The sequence below is a fragment of the Paenibacillus sp. sgz302164 genome, from assembly GCF_056120505.1.
The window spans coordinates 16,935-40,633 of record NZ_JBVYOL010000035.1; the positions used below are offsets into that span (position 1 = coordinate 16,935).

Annotated in this window: 16 protein-coding genes; 11 read left to right on the forward strand and 5 right to left on the reverse strand. The window is 57.0% G+C overall.

What is annotated here, in order from left to right; translation table 11 throughout:
- The first annotated feature begins 128 nt into the window (after positions 1–128).
- A complete protein-coding gene (gene abc-f / locus AC0LWT_RS34550; RefSeq protein ID WP_474686166.1) occupies positions 129–2,099 on the forward strand; it encodes a ribosomal protection-like ABC-F family protein in 1,971 nt (656 codons plus the stop codon).
- Positions 2,100–2,753: 654 nt separating this feature from the next.
- Here the strand turns inward: abc-f and AC0LWT_RS34555 are convergent.
- A complete protein-coding gene (locus AC0LWT_RS34555) occupies positions 2,754–3,758 on the reverse strand; it encodes an ABC transporter substrate-binding protein (RefSeq protein WP_474686168.1) in 1,005 nt (334 codons plus the stop codon).
- A 266-nt stretch (positions 3,759–4,024) separates the two neighbouring features.
- Between AC0LWT_RS34555 and AC0LWT_RS34560 the strand changes: the two genes are divergently transcribed.
- Positions 4,025–5,035, forward strand: a complete 1,011-nt coding sequence (locus tag AC0LWT_RS34560; protein ID WP_474686170.1) for a FecCD family ABC transporter permease — start codon at positions 4,025–4,027, stop codon at positions 5,033–5,035.
- Complete coding sequence (locus AC0LWT_RS34565; RefSeq protein WP_474686172.1) at positions 5,028–6,062, forward strand: FecCD family ABC transporter permease; 1,035 nt, start codon at positions 5,028–5,030, stop codon at positions 6,060–6,062. Before AC0LWT_RS34560 ends, AC0LWT_RS34565 begins: the two co-directional genes overlap by 8 nt.
- Before the next feature lie 204 nt (positions 6,063–6,266).
- Here AC0LWT_RS34565 and AC0LWT_RS34570 read toward each other — a convergent pair whose 3' ends face one another.
- Positions 6,267–6,521, reverse strand: coding sequence for a hypothetical protein (locus AC0LWT_RS34570; protein WP_474686174.1), 255 nt, complete (start codon positions 6,519–6,521; stop codon positions 6,267–6,269).
- Positions 6,522–6,800: 279 nt separating this feature from the next.
- Between AC0LWT_RS34570 and AC0LWT_RS34575 the strand changes: the two genes are divergently transcribed.
- From AC0LWT_RS34575 to AC0LWT_RS34590, 4 genes are all read left to right on the forward strand, one after another.
- Positions 6,801–7,769, forward strand: a complete 969-nt coding sequence (locus tag AC0LWT_RS34575; protein ID WP_474686176.1) for a phosphotransferase — start codon at positions 6,801–6,803, stop codon at positions 7,767–7,769.
- 94 nt (positions 7,770–7,863) lie between these two features.
- Positions 7,864–8,562 carry a pirin family protein gene (locus AC0LWT_RS34580; RefSeq protein ID WP_474686178.1) on the forward strand — a complete coding sequence of 233 codons (699 nt, stop codon included), beginning with the start codon at positions 7,864–7,866 and terminating at the stop codon, positions 8,560–8,562.
- 16 nt (positions 8,563–8,578) lie between these two features.
- Positions 8,579–8,911, forward strand: a complete 333-nt coding sequence (locus tag AC0LWT_RS34585) for a hypothetical protein (RefSeq protein ID WP_474686180.1) — start codon at positions 8,579–8,581, stop codon at positions 8,909–8,911.
- 872 nt (positions 8,912–9,783) lie between these two features.
- Positions 9,784–10,908 (forward strand): nitric oxide synthase oxygenase, encoded by a 1,125-nt coding sequence (locus AC0LWT_RS34590; protein WP_474686182.1) that lies wholly within the window; start codon positions 9,784–9,786, stop codon positions 10,906–10,908.
- A gap of 52 nt (positions 10,909–10,960) precedes the next feature.
- Here the strand turns inward: AC0LWT_RS34590 and AC0LWT_RS34595 are convergent, their stop codons facing one another.
- From AC0LWT_RS34595 to AC0LWT_RS34605, 3 genes are all read right to left on the reverse strand, one after another.
- The gene (locus AC0LWT_RS34595; protein WP_474686184.1) at positions 10,961–12,634 is read right to left on the reverse strand and encodes an MORN repeat-containing protein; all 1,674 of its coding nucleotides are present in this window, start codon (positions 12,632–12,634) and stop codon (positions 10,961–10,963) included.
- A gap of 29 nt (positions 12,635–12,663) precedes the next feature.
- Positions 12,664–13,050: a DUF4280 domain-containing protein gene (locus AC0LWT_RS34600; RefSeq protein ID WP_474686186.1), complete on the reverse strand. Its 387-nt coding sequence runs from the start codon at positions 13,048–13,050 to the stop codon at positions 12,664–12,666.
- A gap of 369 nt (positions 13,051–13,419) precedes the next feature.
- Complete coding sequence (locus AC0LWT_RS34605; RefSeq protein WP_474686188.1) at positions 13,420–13,650, reverse strand: hypothetical protein; 231 nt, start codon at positions 13,648–13,650, stop codon at positions 13,420–13,422.
- A 3,237-nt stretch (positions 13,651–16,887) separates the two neighbouring features.
- Between AC0LWT_RS34605 and AC0LWT_RS34610 the strand changes: the two genes are divergently transcribed.
- The 4 genes from AC0LWT_RS34610 to AC0LWT_RS34625 are packed head-to-tail and all read left to right on the forward strand — an operon-like array spanning position 16,888 to position 23,667.
- Positions 16,888–17,313: a copper amine oxidase N-terminal domain-containing protein gene (locus AC0LWT_RS34610; protein ID WP_474686190.1), complete on the forward strand. Its 426-nt coding sequence runs from the start codon at positions 16,888–16,890 to the stop codon at positions 17,311–17,313.
- A gap of 6 nt (positions 17,314–17,319) precedes the next feature.
- Entirely contained in the window at positions 17,320–20,079 is a 2,760-nt protein-coding gene (locus tag AC0LWT_RS34615; protein ID WP_474686192.1) for an adenylate/guanylate cyclase domain-containing protein, read from the forward strand.
- A gap of 21 nt (positions 20,080–20,100) precedes the next feature.
- The gene (locus tag AC0LWT_RS34620) at positions 20,101–20,604 is read left to right on the forward strand and encodes a GNAT family N-acetyltransferase (RefSeq protein WP_474686194.1); all 504 of its coding nucleotides are present in this window, start codon (positions 20,101–20,103) and stop codon (positions 20,602–20,604) included.
- Positions 20,605–20,619: 15 nt separating this feature from the next.
- Positions 20,620–23,667 (forward strand): HEAT repeat domain-containing protein, encoded by a 3,048-nt coding sequence (locus AC0LWT_RS34625; protein ID WP_474686195.1) that lies wholly within the window; start codon positions 20,620–20,622, stop codon positions 23,665–23,667.
- The last annotated feature ends 32 nt before the right edge of the window (positions 23,668–23,699 follow it).

Consider the following 23,699-nt stretch of genomic DNA (forward strand, 5'->3'; position numbering starts at 1 on the left):
GAAAAGACGCCTACCTTAACCTCAGACGGATGCATCCGAAGGTCGTAGGGAATTTTCCTGCGGCCTTTTTTGTTGTTGTCATGGAGTGCCGGGGATAGGGTCTTTCAAATATAAGGAGGATCCTTTTTATGCTGCTTGCTCATTGTCAAAATGTAAAAAAATACCACGGTGCACAGCTTGTGCTTGAAAATGTAACGTTCGAAATCCAGCGCGGCGAGCGGATTGGCCTTGTCGGCCGCAACGGAAGCGGCAAATCGACGCTGCTTCGCTTGATCGCCAAACTATCCAAGCCCGACGAGGGGCAGCTTACGGTCCGCAAAGAGATGCAGATCGGGTATCTGGCGCAAATTCCCGCCGAATGGGAAGAGAGCACGGTCTATGACGCGCTGGCGGCAGGCTGCCGCGAAGTGCTGGCGTGCCGCGCCCGGATGACCGTGCTGGAAGAGCAGATGTCGCAGCCGGAGGCCGCCGATCAGCCGCAGCGGATGGAGCTCCTTCTGAAACAGTACGCGGAGCTGCAGGAGCGTTTTGAGCGCGAGGGCGGGTATGAACTGGACGCGCGAATCGACCAGGTTGCGGCGGGCATGGGCATCGCGCGGGATTTTTACGGCAGAAGCTTCGCTTCCTTATCCGGCGGCGAGAAGACGAGGGTCGCACTGGCGTCGCAGTTGATCGGCCGGCCGGAGCTGCTGCTGCTTGATGAGCCGACGAACCATCTCGATCTGTCCGGAACGGAATGGCTCGAAGATTATTTGAGCAAATATGACGGGACTTGCCTGATCGTCTCGCACGACCGCTATTTTCTCGATCGCACGGTCACGAAAATCGTGGAGCTGGAGGATGGCGAAGCGCACGTTTACCATACGAATTACTCGGGTTTTGTCCGAGAGAAGGAAGAAAAGCTGCTGCGGCAGTTCGCCGATTATCAGGAGCAGCAGAAGAAAATCAGGAAGATGAAGGAAACGATCAGGCAGTTGATCGAGTGGGGGCGCATTGGCGGTAACGAGAAGTTTTTTCGGAGGGCCGCTTCGATGCAAAAGGCGCTGGATCGCATGGAAAGAATCAAGCGTCCCGTGCTGGACCCGAAGGGGGCTGAGTTCGATCTCAGACCGGAGGACAGATCCGGCCGGAAAGTGCTCGTTTTTGAATCCGTCAGCAAACGTTACGGAGCCGCTCCAGTGCTCGATTGCGCGTCGGGAATGCTGGAGTATGGCGAGAAGGTGATGGTTGTCGGGCGCAACGGATCGGGCAAAAGCACGCTGCTGAAGCTTATTCTCGGCCTGGAGCCGCCCGACGGCGGCACGTTTGCCCTCGGCTCCCGGGTCGACATCGGTTATTTGGCGCAGCAGGAATATCCGGGAGACCACCGCCGGACGGTGCTCGACTATTTCCGCGAGGCGGCGGGGCTGGAGGAAGGAGAAGCACGCGGCAAGCTCGCTTCGTATTTATTTTACGGAGCGGACGTGTTCAAGTCCGTCAGCACGCTTTCCGGCGGCGAATGGACGCGGCTCAGGCTGGCGCTGCTCGTGCAGCGGAAGCCGAACCTGCTCATTCTCGATGAGCCGACGAATCATATGGACATCGCGTCGAGAGAGGCGCTGGAGGAAGCGCTGGAGGAGTTCCCCGGCACAGTGCTCGCCGTCACGCACGACCGTTACTTCATCAACCGGCTGTCGCAAAAAATATGGCAGCTCGACAAGGGCCGAATCGCCGTATTTCCGGGAAATTTTGACGAGTACAAGGACAAAATAAAGCAGCTCGGCGAAGGCGAAAGCGGGAGCGGAAGCGGAAGTGAAACCACCGTGCAGCATGAAAAATTGAGCCGCCCGGCGGTTTCCGCCCCTGTCGTGCGGGCCGCTGGGGGCGCGAGGCGTGAGCGCGCGTCCTCCGCCGTCGCGCCGGAGCCAAGCCGGGAGCGGCTGGAACAGGCCATTGCGCGGGAAGAGGAGCGGCTCGCAGGCATGGACGCCCGCTTGCAGGCGCGCTCCGGCGATGCGGATGCCGAGGAGCTCGCCGCGCTGTGGGCGGAGCGGGAGGCTGCGCAGGAGAGACTCGACCGCCTCTACGAGCAGTGGATGCAGTCGGAGGAGCAACCGTAAAAGGACCGGCGCCTAAGCGTATCGCTCGGCACCGGCCCAAAAACCCCCACGCCAGAGCCGATGGCCACAATCTACCTGGCGGTACGAAGAAAACCTGCAAAAATACATGAATTTGCGCCCATGATACGGCAGCCGCCAAAAATTCCTGCAATTGTGCAGGCTTTTCACCGGCATACGGGCTCAACAATCATTTTTGTTAAAAATTCCTGCATGATTGCAGGCTTTTCGCCAAAATGATCCATTTTCGCGGGAAATTCCTGCACTTATGCAGGTTTTTCCATCGGCCGGGCCAGCGCCCGCCAAGCAGCGGCGTAACCCGCGCCAGGGAGGGTTGAGCGTGAGAGCCTTGCCAGCCTAAGCCGTTTCACGGACGCCCGCCAAGCGGCGTGACGTAACCCGCGCTAGGGGAAGGGCGAGCGGTAGAGCCTGGCTCGCGCAGCGACGCCTTGCGGCGGATGGGCCAGCCCTCGGCACGCCTGGGTAGCCTCTTTCGGCAAGCTTTGGCCGAGAACCGCGTGCCGCGCGCAGCTCCCAGCGAGCGGTGTTGCGCTGCATGACGGCGGTCGGTTGACTACCGGACTTTCCAAGGCAAACTAAGCCGGCGCCTAAGCGTATCGCTTGGCGCCGACTCTTTTGCATGTTCGAGTCGAGTTCTTATTTCACTTCGAAATATTTGGCGATTTCGTCGAGCAGCATGTTGGCGGCTTTGTAACCGCCGGCCAAGTTCCAGACGACTTCGTTCACGCGAACCACTTTATTGTTTTTCGCCACTTGCAGGTTTTTGAAGAGCGGATCGTCGAGCCACTCTTTGGCTACCTTGCTTACGTCCGAAGAACCGCCGCTTTCCGTCAGGAAGTAGAACATGACGTCGCCGTCCATGTCGGGAATACGTTCTTTGGTCAGCTTTTCAACAAATTGGTCTTTATCCTGGGAAGCGGGACGCGCAAAGCCAAGCTGGCTCAGCAAAACGCCGCTGAATGTTTGCTTTTGGTAGATGCGCACTTCGGCTGCGCCGAAACGAACGATCGATATTTTCGCTGCCGTTTTGTCGCCGAGCTTGGTTTTTAAATCCGCCACGCGCTTGTCGAAATCCGCCATCACTTTATCGCCTTCGGCTTTTTTGCCTACCGCATCGGCATATAGGGCAAAATTTTTCTTCCAATCGCCGGACAGATCGGCGGCAAAGACGGTCGGAGCAATTTTGCTCAATTGGTCATAAATTTTCTCTTGGCGCACTTTGTTGCCGATAATAAGATCGGGCTTCAGCCCGGCAATCAGCTCGATATTCGGCTGCGTTTCCTCGCCAACCGCCTGAACGCCTTGCATATCCGCTTTAATGTGGTCGTACCAAGGGTCGCCTACCCACGATTTCACCGCGCCGACAGGTTTGATGCCTACAGTCAGCAAAGCTTCCGTGCCCTCGTTCGTCAAAATGACGACGCGCTGCGGAATTCCTTTGACCTGCGTCTCGCCCATCGCGTGCTTAATGGTTCGGACCTCGTCGGATTTGGGCGCGGCTGCGGCCGTTGAGGCGGCGGACGGGCTTGGCGAAGCCGCTGGAGCTTTCGTTTCGGCAGCGGTTCCACAGCCTGCGATTACGATCAGGATCACTGCCGCAGCAAACAGAAGATGAAGCTTCAAACGTTGAATCCGGTACAAAATGAGTTCCCCCTTAAAAATATGTGCTTAAAAGATAGGCATTGTGCTCAGAAGATAAGCATTTCTCTGTGTGTATCCGCGTTTCATGTATGGCTCAAGAATTATTTGATAACGATTCTCATTATCATTTTTAATATAAATAGCTTTCCACATCTTGTCAAGGTGAAGTGAAAATGATTATCACAATCATTGACATGACCGGCATGCGACTCTACAATAAATATGTTTGTAATAGACGGAGAGATTCAATTCGGGGGTGGACTTCTTTGGTTAACTTGCTGAACGCCAGCACGGCAAAAATCGCAGGTTTGGCCGTCGGCGCAGTACTGCTGCTTGGATGTATGCTGGCAAGCGTATTATTTGGCCTTAAGCAGTTTGATATAAAAACTCTTTGGGAAGCTTACGCTCACTTCAACGGCTCGAACGAGCATATTATTTTGATAAATACGAGAGTGCCGCGTGCGTTGATCGGGGCGGCAGTCGGCGCCAGCCTGGCGATTGCGGGCGCCATGATGCAGGTGTTGACGAGGAATCCTCTGGCATCGCCATCGATTTTTGGCGTGAACGCCGGTGCGGTTCTTTTTATCGTGCTCGGCATCGCCGCGTTCGGCTCGAATCTTACGCTCGGCAGCATGGTCTGGATTGCTTTCGCCGGAGCGGGTGCGACGGCAGTGCTTGTTTTTTTTCTCGGCTCGCAGGGACGGGACGGGTTTACGCCGATCAAATTAACGTTGGCGGGTGCGGCTGTGGCGGCGTTTGCCACTTCGGTAACATCGGGCGTCATGCTGGTCAATCAGCAGTCGCTTGACCAGGCCTTGTTCTGGCTGATCGGTTCCGTCGCGAACAGGGAGCTTCGCCATTTATCCATGGTTATTCCTTATTTGGCGGTCGGGTGGGTACTGGCCATGGCTTTATCCAAATCTTTAAATGTAATGGCGCTGAGCGATGATGTGTCCAAAGGGCTTGGTCAACGCGCGGTTCTGGTCAAAGTTATATCGGCTCTCGCAATCGTTTTGCTCGCAGGCGGTTCGGTGGCTGTGGCGGGTCCCATCGCGTTCGTCGGCGTGATCGTGCCGCATCTATGCCGCTATCTCGTTGGAAATGACCATCGCTGGCTGCTGCCTTACTGCGGGATCGCCGGGGCATTGCTGCTTGTCGTTGCCGATCTGGCTTCCAGGTTCATCCTAATGCCCAAGGAAGTTCCCGTCGGCGTAGCTACAGCGCTTTTGGGCGTACCTTTCCTCATCTACGTAGCAAGAAGGAGGAACTATGCTTAGACAGGCAGCGAATTCAAACGGCATATCGAATATAATAGACCGCAAGCGCAGAAAAGGTCTGCTCATGATCGGCGTGCTTCTCGCCGTCACCGTCATGCTGTCGGTCGTCAGCTTGTCCCTGGGCAGCGTGCGTATACCGATGGGCCAAATTATTAAAGTTTTGTTGGGCGATACCAGCGACGGCAATGCGCTTATTATTTTGCAGTTTCGGCTGCCCCGGCTCACGGCGGCTATCCTGATCGGCGCGGCACTGGCGATGGCCGGGGCCATCATGCAGGGCGTCATCCGCAATTCCCTCGCTTCGCCGGATTTGATAGGCGTAACGGGAGGAGCGTCTGTAGCCGTTGTCGCTTTTATGACTTTGACGGCAAGCAAATACAGCATTCATTGGGTGCCTGTCATTGCTATTGCGGGAGCATTCGCTTCCGCGGCATTAAACTACGTGCTGGCCTGGAAAAAAGGGCTGTCCACATTCAGGCTTGTCCTGATCGGCCTGGGAATTTCAACGGCGATGGGGGCGCTGACGACGTTTTTGCTCATTAGCGGTCCATCGTTTTTGGCCGCCCAGGTATTGAGCTGGATGACGGGAAGCGTCTACGGGACGAACTGGAAGCATGTTGCTGCGCTCGCCCCTTGGCTGGCCGTATTCATACCGCTATCCTGTGCGTACGCCCACAAGCTGAACGTGCAGGCGCTGGGTGACGGAATCGCGCTTGGCCTGGGCAGCCGCATGCAGATGGACCGTTTTCTGCTGCTGCTGTTCAGCGTCTCCCTGGCCGGCGTTGCGGTCGGCATCGCCGGAACGGTTTCGTTCGTCGGCCTGCTTGCCCCGCACATGGCCCGCAGGCTTGTAGGAAGCGACTACCGGCTGCTGCTGCCGGTATCCGGCTTCGTCGGCGGGCTGATCCTGCTCCTGGCGGATTTGGCCGGGAGAATGCTTTTCCAGCCGCTGGATATTCCGGCGGGCGTATTTACGGCAGGCATCGGCGCGCCGTTCTTCTTGTATCTTTTGTACCGACGCCGCTAAAAGCGCGCGCTGCAAGTCAGGGCTGTCCAACAAGCGGCATAAGCCGCCGAAGGGACGGCCCCTTTTTTGTGGAACGGGCCCGGAAATTCCGCGTTCCGGCGTCGGAGCAAGGCCAAAGGGGCCGTCGACCGCCGTCGTACGGCCGCAGCACCGCAGGCTGGGGCTGCGCGCGGTGCGAAGCGAAAACACTGGCCCGTTAAGTCATCATCGGCCACTGCGCAGAAAAATTGCGAAAACTCTCATGACGCCGCGGATGTCGCCCCACAGAATTGGGGTTTTTGCAGGCTTTTCGCCAAAACAAGCCGATTTCATAGAAAAAGCCTGCACTTTCGCAGGTTTTTCGGTCTGCTTAGCCACTCTAGGAATGGTTGCGATGAACTCTGCAGTTTTTTTGGCAAATTTGGGTCTCAGTCCCATCGGAAGTGGGAATTCCTGCGTAATCGCACGTTTTTTCGCCAAACGGCCCGGTTTCCTCGAAAAAGCCTGCACTTTTGTACGAATAGATCGCAGCGGGCCTGATTTTCATTCTATGTGGTGACGTTCATGACGTCATGGGAGTTTTTGCGCGTTTTGCGGGCCACCCGCCGCCGAGGAGGAGGAGAAGGAGGAGAAAGCCAAACGAACTTTCGCGTTCTTTTAGGCAGGTGGCGTTATTGCGGCGATTTCATAATATAGTAGAATCGATGGGGCAGTTTTATTTTTATGCCCGTTTTTTTGATAGTGAAGGAGTGTCGAAGGGTGAGAAGTTCTTTCAAAAGCCAATTAACGCAAGAGGATATTCAAAAAATTATCCACAATTGCTTCGGGTGCGCGGTTATCGAGGCCAGGGAACTGTCGGACGGATGGGCCAACACGGCATATGCGGTTACTCGGGACGACGGGGAGACGGTTATTTTGAAAGTGGCTCCGGCGCAGTCGATGCGGGTTATGCGATGTGAGCAAAATATGATGAAGACCGAAGTATCGGTCCTGAAACTGCTGGCTAAATTGAATGCGCTGCCAATTCCCGCGGTGTACGGGCATGACGATTCATGCAGCCTGATCGCCTCTGAATATTTTATTATGCAGCGCATTCAGGGAGAGCCCTACAGCAAAATCAAAGCGGATTTGACGCAGCAGGAACAAGAGGCTGTCGAGCATGAAATCGGCGTCTGCAACCGGATCATAAATGAATGCCGCGGTCCCGGGTTCGGCTATTATGCTCAGGAAAAGCGGCTGAGCGCTTCTTGGGCCGACGCTTTTTACCGGATGTTCAGCGATGTGCTTGCCGACGGGCGGGATGCGGGGGTGGAGCTTCCCAGACCTTACGGCGAAATCGAGCAAATCGCCAAAAGCGGTCTTGACGTCCTGCAGGAAGTGCAAACGCCGAGTCTGATTCATTGGGATTTGTGGAACGGAAACGTGTTCGTTCAAGACGGCCGCATCTCGGGCATCATCGATTTCGAAAGAGCGTTATGGGCCGACCCGCTGATGGAGCATTATTTCAGCCATTTTGAACAATCGGCGGCGTTTGAAAAAGGCTGCGGGATGTCCGTCCAAACACCGTCCCAGCGGGAACGCAGAGCATTGTACGATCTTTATCTGGATCTTGTGCTGTGGATCGAATGTGCCTATCGGCAGTATGAAGACGACAACCACCGGAAATGGGCTTATGAAAATTTGGAGGCGGGCCTGCAAAAGTTTCAAACGGGCCGGCCGGGCAGGTAACCGTATTTCAGCTTTGTATTTGTAGCCAAAAAGGTTACAATTAAGCCGTAAGCTGCAACACCAACATTCTTCCGCTTGAAGGAGGCATTTTACTTTGATTCGAATTTACCCGGCAGCGTCGCGCAGCGGCATCGATCTCGGATGGCTGACCAGCCACCGCAATTTTTCGTTCGGCGATTATTTTGATTCGGACAATACGGGCTTCGGCGTCATGCGGGTATGCAATGATGACGATATTGCCGCCGGCCGAGGCTTTGGGCCGCATCCGCACAGCGATATGGAAATCGTCACCATCGTGCTCGACGGACAAATCAAGCATGAGGACAGTCTCGGCAATGTGGCCGTGACCGGCGCGAACGGCGTGCAAAGGATGACCGCAGGCACAGGCGTCATTCATGCGGAATACAACGCTTCCGATACGGAGCCGTTGAGTCTTTTGCAATTATGGTTCATGCCTTCAGAGCGCGGGCTGACGCCATCTTTTGAAACGAGCGCGTACGATCCGGAGCGATTGCAAAACGCTTTGCTGGCAGTTGTGTCGCCCGAAGGGGCGGAGCATGCCTCCCGCATTCATCAGGACATGACGATTTATTTGAGCAGATTGGATCGGGAGAAAGAGCTTGCGTTCCGGCAGGAAGAAGGCCGCAGGGTATTTTTCTTTACGATTGAAGGCAGCGTGAGCGTGAATGGGAACCTGTTGGACAAAAGGGACACGGCGCGCATTGAATCAGAGTCCTCGTTGACAATTAAAGCGAGCGAAGACAGCTTTTTTATGCTGATCGATCTTCCGTAATGAGGAGGGAACATCTATGAAGGAAACTTTTTTGATCAAACATGCGGTCGGAGGCAGGACTTTTATCGATTCGGGAAAGCAGCCCGTCCACTATGACATCCAAAAGGAAGGGGAAGGCTGGACATTTGCCGTGACGGCGCCGGAGGATTCGGCCATGGAAGAGCTTTTGAAGTGGAAGGACGAATTGAACGTATTCGTGTTTCAAGAGTTCGACGACCAGCCTACCCGCAAAATATGGTATTACGTCAAAGAAGGGTCCGTCCATTATGCTGAAGAGTCGGGACAGCTGATTTTCGCAGCGGACTCCAGAATTGAATACGTGCCGGATCGGTTTAGCGGTAATTTTTAGACATGGGGCAATGAGAACTGCCATGTTCGGGGTGGGAGCGGGTTTCACGCCGGCGCCGCAACCGTTCGTTAAGCCGTTTGACCAGCCGAAGGTGTATACTGAAAAAACTGCAGATTTCAGGCTGTTGGGTACCCCCGAGCCGGAGCCGGTTGCACAATCTGCCTGCTTGCACGAAGAAAACCTGCAAAAGTACAGTTTTTGCTCGATGGATACGCCGGCAACGAAATATTCCTGCAAATGTGCAGGCTTATGGCAGCGAATATGGGCTCAGATTCATTTTCGCCGAAAATTCCTGCACAATCGCAGGCTTTTCGTCAAAATAGGGCATTTTTATGGAAAAAACCTGCACTTTCGCAGGTTTTTCCACTGCCAAGCCGCCTTGTCCACCCGTCATGCAGCGCAACACCGCGCGCTAGGAGCTGCGCCTGGTGTGTTGCGCTGCAACTCGTGCAGGAGAGGCGTGGGTTGGGGAAGAACGGCGGCGCCCTCTCCGGTTTCCTCTGCCCCGTCGTTTTATCACCAAGCTGATTTTTGCATGGTTTACTACACGTTAATAGGGATGCACCTCTCCAATGTACGGTTTTCTCAGCGGCCAGACTTTTGCAAGTTTTCTGCGCATTGTTGTTGATGGTGCCAGCTTTAGCCATGGGTTTATCGAGCCAACTTCCGGTCGTGTTCCGGAAACGTAAATAGACCGTCCTGCCCAAGGATGAGGTGCGGCCATTATGCCGGGGAGCCGGCTGCAACCGAAAACAGCATTTCTCCAGCCTTCGACGGTGAAAAAAAGCACCCGCAGGGCACGGGCAATCCAGTCGAGTTTTTCATGAGCTCGCGAATTTGATATGATTGTAAGCAACGAGGTGTAAATATTTATGAAAGCTTGCTTCATGCACGATCAGAGTCAACTCATCGAAGAAGCTTCACAGTTCATACAGGAATGTTACGGAGAGCTGGGAAAATCGGCGCAAGACGTCGAGCGGCGCATTCGGGAAATCAGCCGGGACGTGTCCGAAACTGGCTGCTACACGCATACGGAGGAGGAGCTGAAGCACGGGGCGAAAATGGCCTGGCGCAACAGCAACCGCTGCATTGGCCGGCTGTTCGTGGATACGCTGCAGGTGATTGACGCCCGCGAGGCCGACACGGAGGAAGCGGTTGCGGATGCGCTGCTTCGCCATATTGAAACGGCGACGAACGGCGGCAAAATCCGGCCTATGATCACCGTTTTCAGGCCGTCGGCAGACCCTGGGGGGCCGATTCGCATCCGCAACGACCAGTTGATCCGTTATGCGGGCTACGAAACGGAATCCGGCATCGTCGGGGATCCGATCTCCCTGCGCATCACGGCCCTGTGCCAAGCGCTGGGCTGGAAAGGGCCGGGCACGCACTTCGACGTGCTGCCGCTTGTCGTGCAAATCGGGGAGCGCGAGCCGCGTTTGTTTGAAATTCCGCGCGACCTGGTGCTGGAGGTGCCGCTTGTTCATCCGGATATTCCCGGCTTCGCCGATTTGCGGCTGAAGTGGTATGCCGTGCCGTTCGTGTCCAATATGCGGCTGGAAATCGGCGGTTTGCACTATACGGCGGCGCCTTTCAACGGATGGTACATGGGCACGGAGATCGGCGCGAGAAATTTGGCCGACACGCAGCGCTACAACATGCTGCCAAAGGTGGCTGAAGTGATGGGGCTCAGCACGCGCAAAGAAGCTTCGCTCTGGAAGGACCGGGCGCTCGTCGAGCTGAACGCGGCTGTGCTGCATTCGTACCAGCAGATCGGGGTCACGATCGTGGACCACCATACGGCCGCCCAGCAGTTTATGCGGTTCGAGGACAAGGAGCGGCAGGCGGGGCGCGACGTTACGGGGGATTGGACTTGGCTGATTCCGCCGATGTCTCCGGCGGCGACGCATATTTTCCACCGGGGCTACGACAATGTGGAGAAGAAACCGAACTTTTTTTATCAAAATGATCCGGCGGAGCCGCACTGCCCGTATGGATGAACAAAGAAAAACCCCGCCGGGGAAAGCCGGAAAGCCGGCAGGGGGATGCGAATTATTTCAACGAGCTCACCTGCAGCAGGTGGGCTGTTTTTGCTTTCTGGAAATAGGTGAACGTGAACAGGAAATCGTCTTTGTAATAGCTGTTCGTGTACGCGCCGCCATCGGCGGGAGCTTGCAGTTCCATCACCCGGTAGCCTTCGTCGTTCGGCTCGGTGCGCTTCTTGATCGTCTCGATCGCAGGCTGCAGCACCGCAAGCGGTTTGCTGCCCCAGATCGCGAGGGAGGTGACGACGGCCTCCTTCGGGTTGTCCTTGGAAGGCTCTACCAGCAGCGACATCTGGTAGCCGGGATAGCTCATCAGCAGCTTCACGGGTGCTGATGCATCCGGGCCGGCCGCCGGCGCGGCTGACGCGGCCGGCATGGCGGCGGCTTCGCCGGCAGCGCCGCCGGAATCCGCGGAGGCGCTTGCGGCCGCCTCCTGGCCCGCGAGGGTGACGCTGATATCCTGCAGCGTCACCTCGGCCGGCTTGCCCAGCAGGTCTTCGACCTTCTTGCTGGGCAAGCCGATAAAGCTTTGCAGGCTGATGCGGCCGCCTGCAAAAAAGCTTTTGACCAGCGGCGCGCCGTCCGCGTCGAACAAAGTGCCGATGCCGTCATAGACGCCGGCTTTGAACTGGCCCTGATAGACGAGCTTGCCGGCTTCGTCATAGGCTTCGCCGGCGCCGTTCAGCGCGCCGCTCTGGAACGTGCCTTTGAAACGCTGCACGCCCTGCTCGTCGAAAGCGGCGCCTTCTCCGCCATACTGGCCCACGAGAAACTGGCCTTTGTATTTCATTAGGCCGCTAGGGTAATACTCGGTGCCCTCGCCGGAATAGCGGCCGTTTTTGAAACCGCCCTCGTAGATGAGCAGCCCTTTGCCGTCGAACAGCTTGCCGGCCCCATTGTATTCGCCGGCGGCAAACTCGCCTTCGTACAGGGCGGTGCCCGATGGCGAGAACAGCTTGCCCGCTCCGTTGTACAGTCCGGCGTTAAAAGCGCCGTCATACTGAATGTCGCCGGCCGGCGAGAACAGTTTCCCGGCTCCGCCGAACTTGCCGTTCTGAAACTCGCCGATGTAGCGCACTTTTTGCTCCCCGTAGTAAAGCGTTCCCGCGCCGTTAAAAGCGTCTCCGGTAAAAGCCCCCTTATACATCATGCCGCCCTGCTCGTCGTACAGTGTGCCGCTGCCCGATTTTTGGCCTTTATCAAAATCCCCTTCATAGATCAGCGTGCCGCCGGGGCTGTAGAGCTTGCCTTTGCCGGCATAAAGCCCGTCCACCAGCTCGCCGACATACCGGGACTGCCGGTTCGCATCGTCGCTGACCACTTTGGCCGGGCCGGTGTAGGCGGACAGCTTCGGGGTATTTTCCTGGAGAACCGGCAGGCGGTTCAGCCATTTGTTCACGATCGCCGGCGGCTGGATGAAGATGAAGTATATAAGGACTAGAACAAACAAAACGATGAAGAGGAGCAGCCTTTTGGAAACGTAGTAGGAACCTATCAATACATAGTTTTTCAGTGAGGTTTCGCGGGTTTGCAGCATTTGCCGCAAAAACTGCTGCGATTTGGCGATCGCCATGGCAGGCAGCTTGCCGACGACCGCCAGCCATTTGAGCACGTGTCCCAGGAAGGGGGCTACGACAGGTTTCAGCACTTTTTCCACAGTTTTGACCGGCTGGATCTCCAAGCTTGTTCACTCCTCCGAATTAGGTAAAATCAAGGGACTTGTATGGTCATTTGTCCCGGCTGCTGGATTTGAATGACGCCGCCCCAGTTGCACATGCATTTGGAACTATTGCCCAGTGCGGGCATATTCGCCACAAGCACCGTCGGCGATCCGGGAGCCCAGGGCGCAGCAGTGACGGGCACGCAGGGCATCGGCGTCATCACGCCGAAACTGGCGGCAGTAGCGGCCGCTACGGTCGGATTGGCCAAGGAGTTGCACATGCCGAAGGGCAAAATGTTCACCATAGGCTTGTTGTCCATAATGTTCGCAATGGGCATCGAGGTCATGACGCTATTGACCGGAAGCACCATCAGCAAACTTGGGCTGGCGCCGAACGAACATTGGAGCATCGCTCCTCCGCATACGAGATTTCCCATGTCGATCTCTCCTCTTGACATATAGTTTCATAGTACTAGAAAAAAATGCCGTCAGCAACGGATTACCGGATTCGAGTTGGCGGAAAGCGACCTGTTTCTATATTTTCGTCATCGTATGACAAGTTATTGCGAATAGCCATTCGCGTATCCCATTCTTCGAAGACCCGTCCATTCTGAACTTAACGGAGTGAATGCAATGAAACAACGAGGGATCGTGGTGCTTGCGCTTGCTATCTTGATCGGGATCTTGACCGGATGTTCCGGTCGCGGCGGGGTTGATGAAACGTTAACGGCCGCCAAAGCGGGCGAGCGAGACCGGAGGCGTTATGGATCAAATACGGCAAAGGGTCGAGGCGAAAACGGTCAAATTCAAAGACTATTGCTCCGAACTGGCAGCGCGAAGAAAGCCTGCAAAAGTGCAGCTTTTTGATCGATGACACGTTGCCCGGGAAATATTCCTGCAAATGTGCAGGCTTTTCGCCGCAAACATGGGCTCAGATTCATTTTCATCGAAAATTCCTGCACAATCGCAGGCTTTTCGCCATTTCGGGCCTTTTTCACAGATAATTCCTGCACTTTCGCAGGTTTTCCCCCTTCCAATCGACCGAATGCCTCCCCCTGGTTGTGCAACACCGCAACCTGCACCGGGAGAGGAGGGTTGTAACAGTCCCCTCTGGTTCCCGAACCCTAGATCCCAGCGCGCGGTGTTGTGCTGCATGACGGCGGTCGGTCGACCAAAGTGTCCTCACTTTTTCAACAATCCGTGATTTCAGATTTAAATTTTATCCCGGTGATATTCCATCATCCCGAATAAAGCTCGAACCCTCCCGCCGGATTCGAGTTTTTTTATCATTTTTAGCTAAAAGAGGAGTGCCGCAAAAGGTAGATATATTGTACTATGGAAATAGAGTTTTTGAGCGGAGGGATTCAGTTTGTTACTTGCCAAAGTTGTCAGGGCGGGGCTTGTTCTGCTGCTGGTCGCCGGTTCGCCGGCGGTTAGCCTGGCTCCGCGGGCATTAGCCGCGTCCGTCAAGGCATTGACGATGCAGGAAGCCATCGATCAGGGGCTGAAGATCAGCCCGCAGATACGCGATGCGAAGACGGATGTACAAAAGAAGCGGATCGAGCTGGAGCAGGCGCAGCATGCGGTCAAGGCGGAGGAGGCGAAGGCTTCGGGACTTTTTGCCAAGCCGCGCAACTTGAGCCAGGATTTGAACACGCGGATGAAAGTGCCGGAGGCGAAGAAGCAGCTGTACGTGGCCCAGGAGACGTTGAGGCAGGCTGGGATCGAGGTCACATTTGATGTCGAAAAGGCATATTTGCAGGCCTATCAGGACGCGGCGGGCGAGGAGGCAAGCCGGCAAAAAGCGGAAGGCGCCAAAAGCGCCGCCGATGCGGTCAAGACGAAGCGGAAGTACGGCCTGGCGAAGCCGGAGGAACAGGAAGCGGCGGATAAAGCGCTTGAGCAGTCGGCCTCAGACTACAAGCAGGCGCAGCTGACCGCCAAAGCGAGCCGTCTGGCGCTCGGCGGGAAGCTCGGCCTGGACATGGAAAACAAGGTGCAGCTCTCTTTTCAACCGGATTACGGCGATCTGAGCGAGAAGCAGCTTCCCGTCTATATCGGCGCCGCGCAAAAAACGTCGCTCAGCCTGCTCCAGGACGCCGCCGACCGGCGTCTGGCGGATCAGAAGCTGGATGCGGCCCGCGATCTGTACAGCTCCAAGTTCGGCGCGGCGCGAATGAAAGTGATGGACGGCATGTACAAGGCGCAGGACATCGATATGGAGCTTTTTTTGGCGGGTTATGAGACGACACTGGAGCGGGTGAAGCAGGATTGGGAAGGGTATTTCATGCTGCTGGGCTTTATTCCGATTCCGAAATCGCTGCTGCAGGGCGAGTATGACGGTCTGCGCTACCTGGACGACCTGCGGGATGCGCTTCCGATCGCTACGATGGAGCAGAATAAGGCGGTACTGAAGGAAAAAGAAAGCCGCAACAGCGTTATTGCGGCGGTCCGGCAATCGTATTTGGAGGCCAAGGGCGTCGAGGAAAGCTACGCGCAGGCGCTGCGGGACAAAGACAAAGCCGCAAGCGATCTCGACAAAGCCGGCCAAAAGCGCAAGCTGGGGCTGATGGCCGAAAGCGAGCTGCAGGCTTACAAGGACGCCGCCGTCAAGGCTGACGGCCAGGTGCTGTCGGCGCAAATCGGCTACAGGCTGGCGCTGGACAAGCTGAACGCAGGTACGGGAGGGGCCGTCGAAAGGACAGTCAAACCGGGAATTCTTCCCTATAAAGAAATCGACGACGGTCTGGCCGCAGTCAAGCCGGAGAAGCCGCAAGCGCCTTCCGGGACTTGGCGGATCAAGCCTGCCGTAGGGCCGCTGCTTAGCGACTTGAGCCTCACCGTCAATAAAAAGCTGGGCGCTGACGAATACGCGGTGTTTACGAAGGAAGGCAAGGCGGTCGGCAAGCGGGCGAAGATCGGCAAACCGGTCCGATATTTGACGCTTATGTTCAGCAAACCGGACGATCTGAAAGTCGTTCTGTACAAAAAAGGGCAGGCCGTCGGCGAATCGCCGCTTGCGGGCGACGGCAGCTCGGGCACGCTGGCGGTCGTTCCGCCGGCGGACAGCGGCGCACCCCCGGCGCAAGCGGACGACGGCGGCGGCCCCGGAACCGTCATCATCGGTTCCTATCAAATCCGGCTGGACGCGCTGACGCCCGCGGCCTATAACGCCGCTGCGGCGACGATGGCGAAGTCGGGGCAGGGGATGTTTTTTAAAACGGATGAGCCCGGGGCGGTCTGGTTCGGCATGGACAATGCCGTAGACCCGAGGGCGATAGCCGGTCCGGCAGGCAGCGCCGCGCTGTCGAAGGAGCAGGCGGCCGCTTTGAAGGTGACCGTGGAAATTGTACAGCCGGGAGCCGTCGCTTCTAAAGAAACGCCTGAGCAGCTGCAGAAGGAGATTGATACGCTGCAGGCGGACAAGGCCAAGCTGGAGACGGCAAAAAACACGGCAGTAGCAAGCCAAAAGCTGGCGGAAATCGCCGACATTGCGGTGCAGCTCAAGGACGCGGAGGCGCAGATCGCCATGCTGGAGGCGCTGCGCAAGGGAGACAGCGGGGCAGCTCTGCGGCAGATGGAGCTGGTGAACAATCCGGACGCGCTCATTCAGGCGCTGGCCGCGGAGGGCGAGACCCCGCCCGGAGGCGGCGGGGCGGGCAGTGGCGGCGGGGCGGGCAGTGGCGCCGATAAGGCCAGCGAGGATCGGCTGGCCGAAGAAGCTGTGCTCCAGCAGAAGAAGCTGGAGCAGGCGATCGCCGCGGGCGACGCCAAGGCGGCGGCAGCGCAGCTGCAGCAGCTTCTGGCGGCGCAGGCGCGGCTGACGGATGTGCAGCACGGCACATCCGAAGGGCTGGCTTCGCTCGAAGAAGCGAAGCACAAGCTTGGGGCTGCGCTGGGCGAAGCGCAGCCNGCAGGCGCGGCTGACGGATGTGCAGCACGGCACATCCGAAGGGCTGGCTTCGCTCGAAGAAGCGAAGCACAAGCTTGCGGCTGCGCTGGGCGAAGCGCAGCCGCAGCAGGACGCGGAGCGGGTCGCGACGCTGACCCGCTCGGGCAAGGCCGTCGACGAGGCGATCGCGTCGACGGAGAAGGAGGCGCTGTTCGCCCGGCTCGGCGCAGCGGAGGAACTGCTGGCTGCGCTTCAGGGCGCCCAGCCGGAGCCGCCGCCGGGCGGGGCGCAGCAGCAAGCGGAGCTTGCGGTTCGCCAGCAGGAGGAGCAGCTGCTGGCGCAGATCAAGCAGAAGGAAGCGGACAAGTACACGCCTGAGCAAATGCAGGCGCTCTCGGACGCTTCCGCGGTCATCGCGGCGGATGCCTCCGCTGCGGGCATGGACGCGCAGATTTTTTCCGCGCAAAACGTGATTTCTCCAGATTTATCCATCCAATTCGTGGTTCCTCCTGTTATAATAAGCGGGAAAGCCTTTTTGCCCGTCAGGGCCGTGTCCGAATCGTTCGGAGCGGCTGTGGACTGGGATGCGGACAGCAATACCGTGACCGTAAGCACGGAGTACACGACGGTAACTTGCACGATAGACAGCGCAGCGGCTTATATGGACGGCAAACCGGTGGAGATCGATGCCCCGCCCGTACTTTTGGCAGGACGAACTTACGTTCCGCTGCGTTTTATTTCAGAATCGCTGGGACTTGACGTGGATTGGAATGCGTCTGCACAAATCATCCGGATAACGAGGGGATAACGAACGATGAAGAAGTCTATCGCGGCCTTGCTGCTCGTCCTGCTGCTCCTGGCGGCGGCGGGAGTCTACTTGTACGATCAGCGGGCGATGCTGGAGGAAAGCCCTTTTCAGAAAAGCAAGCCGTTCGACGGCTTATCCAAAGCCGTTGCGGATGTACATAACAATCTGTATGTCATCGACAATGCGAAAAAAATGATCCACAAGCTGGACAGCGCGGGAGTGCTGCAGTATTCCATTTCCAGCGACGTCGGGAAAAACGGGGAAGTTTACAGGTTCAACGATATGGCTGCCGATGACCGGGGCTATCTGTACGCGATCCGTACGCTGCTCGATCCTTACGGACTCACGGTCAAATCCGAGCAAATCGTCAGGTATATGCCCGACGGGCAGTTTGACCGCAGCCTGTTCACGGAGGAATACAACGACTCTGACAACAAACGGTACCGGATCGGCAGTTTGCGAAATGTGCAGATCAAGGACGAGACGCTGTACTTTTTTAACGATGAAGAGAGCAGCTTGGCGCTGTATCAGGTTCCCGTCGGAAGCGATGAGCCGAAGCGGGTCTACACGGTCAAGCTGCCGGAGCATAAATACGTGTCCGAAGCGGACGGCTGGCAGCCCGGACAGATTTATTACACAACGCGCAGCGGAGAGATTTACCGGGCGTTCGAAGACGGGCGCTCCGAGCTGGTGTATCCTGTGCCGGGCGTCGACCGGACGCGCCGGAACTTCCCCGAGAGCTTTCACATCGATCAGCAGGGAAGGCTCGTTTTTATCGATTTTACGGGCAAAATGATCAGCAGGCTCGACCCGAACCATCCTTACGTTCTCGAGGCTTTGCTTACGGAGAAAAAAGCGGCGGACAGCGGCTCGGGCATCGTCTTCACGGCCACGATGAATAGCGTTTCCCCCGACGGGAGCATGGTCATTGTGGAGGCGTCGCAGATCAACCGGCTGCTGCCTGACGGCACGCTCACTCCCGCATTGACGGAAGCGGCGCTCGGCAAGTCCCTCATGACGCACAGAATCGCCGTATGGTCCGTCGCCGCAGCCGGGGCGCTGCTTTTGCTGTATGCCGTCAAGCTGTTGTACTACAACATTTTGCAGCGCAGACTGCCGCTGATGTTCAAACAAATATTAATCGTGATCCCTGTCATTGCGGCCTCGATGATTTTGCTTTCGATGGTGATTTACACGAATTTTTCCAAAAAGATGGAAGACGAAACGTTCAACGAGCTTGCGCTGCTGGCCAAAAACGGGCCGAATCTGATCGACGGCGACCAGTTGGAAAGCATCGATTCCCCGCTGGATTACCAAGGACCTGCGTACCGGTCGTTCCGGCAAAAAATAAAAACCGTCTTCGACAACAGCGGACAGGAAAACAATCAGAGCTTTTACATCGGGGTATATAAGTACGAAAACGGGCAAATATACCGGATTTTGGAAGATGACGACGGCATGCATATGTTCAACCCGTTCCCGCCGACTCCGCAAAACCAGCAGGTGGTGCGGGAAGGCAAGATCGCCACGGGCCAGTGGGAGGATTTCTCGGGCTACTGGATGTACGCGATCGCACCGATTTACAATTCATCGGGCCAGATTGTCGGCGTGTTCGAAACGGACAAAAATATGGACGGCTTCGTGAAGCACCGTCAAGCTGTCCTGCAGTCGATTATCCGCAACATCGTCTTTATTTCGATCGGGCTCCTGCTCGTGCTCATGTTCATGACGTTTGTGCTGCTGTCCTCGATCCGCAAGCTGCGCAACAGCGTCGGCGAGATTGCGAAGGGGAACTGGGACACGGTCGTGAAGATCAATACCCGGGACGAAGTATCGGATTTGGGCGACAGCGTCAATACGATGGCGGCGCACATCCGCGACTATATTACGAAGGTGGAAAATTTCAGCCAGTCCTACTACCGGTTCGTGCCGCAGCAATTTTTGCGGTTTTTGAACAAGGAGAGCATTCTCGACGTCGAGCTCGGCGATCAGGTGGAGCAGAACATGTCCATCATGATTTTTAATATCCGCAATTTTTACTTTCTGTCCAAGCGGCTGTCGCCTGAGGAAAATTTCAACTTCGTCAATTCGTTTCTGAAAAGGTTCGGCCCTTACGTCCGCAAGAATCAGGGACTGGTGAACAAATACTTGGGCGCCGGTTTCATGGCGCTGTTCCCGAACCGGGCCGACGAGGCGCTGCGCGCTTCGATCGAAATGCGCAAGGAGCTCGATATTTACAACTCGCATCGCGCCAAAGTCGGCTACAAGCCGGTGGAGCTGGGCATCGGCCTGCACAAAGGTCCGCTTCGGCTCGGCATTATCGGCGAGGAGCAGCGGCTGGAGGGCAACGTCATTTCCGACGGCGTCAATCTGGCGGCAGTGCTGGAAAAGCTGACCGAGCCGCTGGGCGCCTCGATTTTGATTACCGACCATGTCGTGCAGGCGCTCGACGAGCCTTCCGCCTTCAAGTACCGCAGCTTGGGAATGATTCAGGTCGGGGGCATGAAGGAGCCGCTCCGTCTGTATGACGTGTACCATGGCGATCCTGACACGTCAAGAGCTTTGAAAGACAAAACGAAAGCTTTGTTCGAGCAAGCCGTCACGTATTACCAGGTCGGGCGCTTTTACGACGCAAGGGAAGCCTTTTTGATGGTCATCAAGCAAAACCGCCACGATAAAGCGGCCCAGCTGTATTTTTACGTGTGCGACGAGTATTTCCGGGATGGGACGACCGAGGATTGGAACGGAACGTTATCCGTTTCTTAAAAAAAGAGAGGGAGCACTTCGATGAAGGTGATCGAGTTATCGACAGAACAAGATGCGCAGCGGATTACCGAATTTTATTTGTCGGCGATGTCGTTTGACGATCAACGGCATACCCCCGGCGAGATGGAGCATTTTCGCAAAGCGCCGCTGGAAAGCTTGCGGCAGCGGAATCACCGGCACTGGTTCGTGGAAAATGAAGCGGGCGAGCTCATCGCCGTAACGAGCTGCAAGGAGAACGAGCATCAATCCGGCGGCTTTTTATGGGATTACCTGGCGGTGCACAGGGAATATCGCAGGCACGGACTGGCGAAAATTTTGTTCCGGTCACTGGAAGATTTCGTCAGGTCGGTGCAGGGGCGCTATTTGCTCACGTATACGTGCGATTTGCCCGAATATGAGCCGATTCAGCGCATGTTCCGGGCAAACGGCTTTGAATTGATCGGCACGTATCCGAATTATTATTATGACGGTGAAGCGCGGCTCGCTTTTTATAAAAAGCTGTCCGGCGTACAGGCCGATACATAGATTGGACTTGATAACATGCAAGCAAGCTTGAGAGGGTGGCTCAGTCTGCGCGGCGAGGACATGCGTAAGCTATGGGTCATGCTGCCTATCTTTTATTTCAGCGGCATCGCCGAATCGCTCAACTACACCGGGTTCATGGCGCTGTTCAACCAGCGTTTCGGCGTTCAGTACCTGCCTTACGTATACATTGCGGAGGCCGCCGTTATGCCGCTGGAAGGCTGGCTGCTGGCTCGGCTGACGAACAGGCTGCCCAAAGCGAAAATGATGCGCACCCTTTACTTGATCATGATCGCACTGCTGCTGCTGAACGGCGTCGTGCTGCTCGGCTTCAAGCTCGGCGGGATCGATTTTCGCTATTATTATCCGTTCCTGTTTCTGTCCTCGAATTTTGTCGTGAGGCAGCTTACTTTGCTGCTGTGGAGCACGGCCTTCGACCTGTGCCCGACCCAGCAGGCCAAGCGGCTGATGCCGGTCTTCGTCGCTTCGACGACTACCGGCGGAATTACGGCGGGCCTGATCGCCCACGAGGTCGGCAAACTGTTCGGCACGGAGGCGGTGTATGCGCTGGCGCCGGTTTTGATGGGGCTGGGCTTCGTTTTTTTTCGGAGAGCGCTGGCCCGGTATTTGGTGCCCTTGACGATCAAGGAAGACATGCGGGCGCAGACCGCTGCAGTTCCCGATGAGGAGGTTCATTCCTCGGGCTATTATTGGAAGCAGATTGTCCGCAGCCCGTTTCTGCTCTGCGCGGTTCTGCTGATGACGCTGATGCCTGCGGTCTATTTCATGATCGAGTACCAATATTTTACGGCGGCGGAAGCCCGCTTTCCGGCGGAACGGGATTTGACGTCCTTTTACGGGATGATTACGGCGATTCAGTTTACGTTTTGCCTGCTGCTGCAGACCGTGTCGACACGGCTGATGAACTGGCTCGGGGCGAGCAATATGCTGCTTGCGATTACGGGCATCTTTCTCGGCGGCTTCGTCTTGACGGCGGCGCTGGCCGGCAGCGCTTCGGCGCTTGCTGTTGTGTCAGGGTCTTATGCGGTATTTTACATCATGCTCTACTACATTGCCGAGCCTTGTTACCAGTTATTCTTCAAAATGATGCCGATTTCCCAAAGGGACGGATACCGCTATTTTGCCCAGGGCGTCGCTGCTTCGGGGGGCATTCTGATCGGTTCGCTGCTGTCGCTGCTGCATTCTTTCGGACTGCTCGGCATGGCGCCGCTTGCCTGGATCGGCGTCGCCCTGGCGGCTGCGCTGCTGGTGACGGCCTGGTTCGGCAGAAACCTGTACATCCGCGAGCTGGTCAAAAGCGTGCAGGCGCTGCATACCGATCTCTCGGATATTGCGGCATCCTTTCTCGGAGGAATTCGCAGCTCCCGGGCGCTGTTCGCCATGCTCGGCTATTTAAAGCACCCGAACGATTACGTGAGGGAGCTCGCTTTGGAAGTGATGGGCAAGGCCAAAGACTCCGCCTTTTTGCCGCATTTGATCGGCATGATCGGCGAGGAAAGCTCGCGCATCCGCATCGCGGTGCTGCGGGCGATGAATTTGCAGGGCGCCACGGTGCAGGATTTGGTGCAGGTGGCCTCCTTTTTGGAGGATGAAGACCCGGAAGTGCGGGCGGAGTGCGTGAAGCTGATTTCCAAAGCGACGCATTTGAAAAGCCAATCTTACTTTTTCATCCGCGTCAAGCTGCTGGATAGCGACCCGAGGGTGGTGTACGAGGGCGTGAAGGCGCTCTATGCGCTGAAAAGCGAAGAGAGCTATCAGGCGTGCGACGAGGCGATTATCAAAATGCTGGACAACGGCGGCGAATGGGCCGTGTACGGCTGCCGCGCGGTTGCCGCTTTGAAGCTGGACGGCTATGCGGCCTGGGTGATGTCCTTGCTGGAGGACCGCCGTCCTGCGGTGAAAGTCGCCGCTGCGCACTGCCTGGGCAAGCTGCAGCATGCGGAAGCGATCCCGCAGCTGCTGGCGATGTATCCGCTGGCCGATCAGGAGCTGCGCAGAGCGATTCAGGAAGCGCTGATCGCCATGGAGGAGCGCGGTCTGCCTTTGCTGCTGGACAACGCCGGCCACACGAACCCGTTCATATGGAATGCGGCGGTGACGGCGCTCGCCGCCATGCTTGACGAAAGCAGGCTGCGCGCGGAGCTGGTTCAGCGCTGCGTGGACCGCATGCTTGCGTCCAGCCAGGAGAAGGCGCTGCCTTCCGCCTTGCGGGAGCTGGGCCTGAATGGGCTGGCGGAGCTCGCCTCCCAGCGCTGCGGCGAGCTGCACGACGCGCTCTGCGACGGGGCCTGGGCCGTGATGGCCCGGCTGGCGGACGAACGCGTCGCCGGAGCACTGCGCGAAGCGGCCCGGGACGAGAGCGAGGAAGTGCGCGACAACGGCCTGGAGGTGCTGGCCGAAGGGCTCGGGGACCGGCGGCTTGCGACAGCGCTGCTGGAGCTGCTGAAGCGCGACTCGGGCGGAAACGACCGGAGGACGGCGGACCCGCGGGCCGTTGTCCGGGAAGCGCTGCTGTGGTCCGACGACTGGCTGAAACAAATAGCTGAGCATGCGCTCAGCCGATTGGAGCGTGACGGGATGAAAGAGGAGCGCAAATTTTTATCGATGCTCGACAAAGTGATCTTTTTGAAGCAGGTATCGCTGTTTGCCGATTTGTCGGTCGACGAATTGGGCATTATCGCCGGTATCGCAGGCGAAGAGGTGCATCCCGACTTGACGTATTTGCTGCGGCGGGGCGAAAGGAATGCGGCGATGTATTTGATCATCGACGGTCATGTCGAACTGAGCAGCGAGACAGGCGAAGGAGAGGCCGGCACGATCGGCGTTCTTGGCCCTAAGCAGGCGTTCGGCGAGACGACGGCGTTGGACGGTTCGCCGTCCTCGATTACGGCGCAGGCGATTTTTGACGAGGTCAGGGTGCTGTCGCTGCAGGGGGAAAGCTTGTCCCGGCTCGTCAGATTGTACCCGGAGATCGGCATCGGCTTGCTGCACGCGTCCAGCGCGCGGGTGAGGCTTTTGGAAAACATGCTTTTGAAAATGGCATAGGACGGCCGGAAGCGGGGACCTGGAAACTCCGG

Bases quoted from the DNA above. Each gene is read 5' to 3' on its own strand.
- abc-f (WP_474686166.1), top strand. From the start codon at position 129: ATGCTGCTTGCTCATTGTCAAAATGTAAAAAAATACCACGGTGCACAG.
- AC0LWT_RS34565 (WP_474686172.1), top strand. From the start codon at position 5,028: ATGCTTAGACAGGCAGCGAATTCAAACGGCATATCGAATATAATAGAC.
- AC0LWT_RS34585 (WP_474686180.1), top strand. From the start codon at position 8,579: ATGAAGGAAACTTTTTTGATCAAACATGCGGTCGGAGGCAGGACTTTT.
- AC0LWT_RS34590 (WP_474686182.1), top strand. From the start codon at position 9,784: ATGAAAGCTTGCTTCATGCACGATCAGAGTCAACTCATCGAAGAAGCT.
- AC0LWT_RS34600 (WP_474686186.1), bottom strand. From the start codon at position 13,050: ATGGGAAATCTCGTATGCGGAGGAGCGATGCTCCAATGTTCGTTCGGC.
- AC0LWT_RS34610 (WP_474686190.1), top strand. From the start codon at position 16,888: ATGCAGGCGCTCTCGGACGCTTCCGCGGTCATCGCGGCGGATGCCTCC.
- AC0LWT_RS34615 (WP_474686192.1), top strand. From the start codon at position 17,320: ATGAAGAAGTCTATCGCGGCCTTGCTGCTCGTCCTGCTGCTCCTGGCG.
- AC0LWT_RS34620 (WP_474686194.1), top strand. From the start codon at position 20,101: ATGAAGGTGATCGAGTTATCGACAGAACAAGATGCGCAGCGGATTACC.
- AC0LWT_RS34625 (WP_474686195.1), top strand. From the start codon at position 20,620: ATGCAAGCAAGCTTGAGAGGGTGGCTCAGTCTGCGCGGCGAGGACATG.